Genomic DNA, 1,451 nt, shown 5'->3' with positions numbered 1-1,451 from the left:
CACGGCCTCCAGCGCGCCCAAGGTCAGCAGCACCTTGTGCTTCATGGCGTTGTAGCCCATGGCGCCGATGCGCCAGATCCGCCCGGCCAGCGGCCCGAAGGCGGTGCCGATCTCGATCTCGAAATCCGCGCGCATCCGCGCCCGCACGCGCTCGCCATCCACGCCGTCGGGAATATGCACGCCGGTGACGTTGGCCATCCGGCAGGCGTCCTGCCCGTAGACGCTCAGCCCCATCGCCCGCAGGCCCGCCACCATCGCCCGGCTGGCCGCGCGGTGCCGGGCGAAGCGGGCCTCCAGCCCTTCCTCCAGCACGATCCGCGCCGCCTCGCGCGCGCCGTACAGCATGGTGGTGGCCTCGGTATGGTGGTTCAGGCGCTTGTCCGACCAGTATTCCATGATCATCGCCAGGTCGAAATAGTTCGAGCCGATGCGCGCCCGGCCGCCGTCTTCGCTGTCGTCGCCGCGGATCCCGGCCTCGACATGCCGGCGCGCCATGATATGGGCCGCCGCGCGGTCCGAGATGGTGATCGGCGACGAGCCCGGCGGGCCGCCCATGCATTTCTGCAGACCGCCGGTGACCACGTCCACGCCCCAGGCGTCGGTCGCCACCGCCATGCCGCCCAGGGTCGCGGTGGCATCGACATAGGACAGCACGCCGTGCCGCCGGCAGATCTCGCCCACGCCGTCCAGCGGCTGGGCCATGGTGGTCGAGGTATCGCCATGGATGCAGGCGAAGACCTGCGGCTGGTGCGCGACGATCGCGGCCTCGATCTGCGCCGGGGTGGCGACCTCGCCCCACGCGATGTCGATGGTGCGGATGTCCGCCCCGATGCGCTGCGCGATTTCCGACAGCAGCAGGCCGAACCGCCCGGCGCGCACGATCAGCAGCCGCGCCCCCGGTTCGACCAGCGACACCAGCGCCGCCTCGATCCCCGCCCGCGCCGTGCCGTCGATCAGGAAGGTCCAGCGGTTTTCGGTCATGAACACCCGGCGGTACAGCGCCATCGTCTGGTTCATGCAGGCGGTCATTTCCGGGTCGAACTGGCCCAGCATGTCCGCCGCCATGGCGCGCAGCACGCGCGGGTGCGCGTTCACCGGCCCCGGCCCCATCAGCAGCCGCTGGGGCGGATCGATCTGGCCGAAGAAATCCTGTGGCATGGCCCCGTTCATGGTCCCCGTCTTTCGTAACGCTCGATAAAATCGGTCATCGCCCGCAGGGCCAGCTCGACATCCGCGTCCCGCACCGCCTCGGCCGGGTGGTGGCTGATCCCGCCGGCGCAGCGGAGGAACAGCATGGACATCGGCGCCAGCCGGGCCATCACCATGGCGTCGTGCCCCGCCCCGCTGACCAGCACCCGGGGCGCGTCCTCGCCGGTGGCCGTGCGCACCGCCTGCCCCATCAGCGCCGTCAGCCCGGCATCGCAGGGCGTCGCCGGCAGGTCCTGCTGCAG

General features: G+C 71.3%; 2 protein-coding genes. Both read right to left on the bottom strand.

Annotated features, from left to right (window positions below; translation table 11 throughout):
• A partial coding sequence (locus HLH34_RS19055) for a pyridoxal-phosphate-dependent aminotransferase family protein (protein ID WP_183121134.1) occupies nucleotides 1–1,158 on the bottom strand: 1,158 nt, incomplete at its 3' end.
• 8 nt (nucleotides 1,159–1,166) lie between these two features.
• The coding region (locus HLH34_RS19050) for a M20/M25/M40 family metallo-hydrolase (RefSeq protein WP_183121133.1) at nucleotides 1,167–1,451 on the bottom strand (285 nt) is incomplete at its 5' end.

This window comes from Gluconacetobacter azotocaptans (assembly GCF_014174355.1).
GTDB lineage: Bacteria > Pseudomonadota > Alphaproteobacteria > Acetobacterales > Acetobacteraceae > Gluconacetobacter > Gluconacetobacter azotocaptans.
The sequence above is the reverse complement of the archived record's forward strand: the minus strand, read 5'-3'. Positions and strand labels throughout refer to the sequence as shown.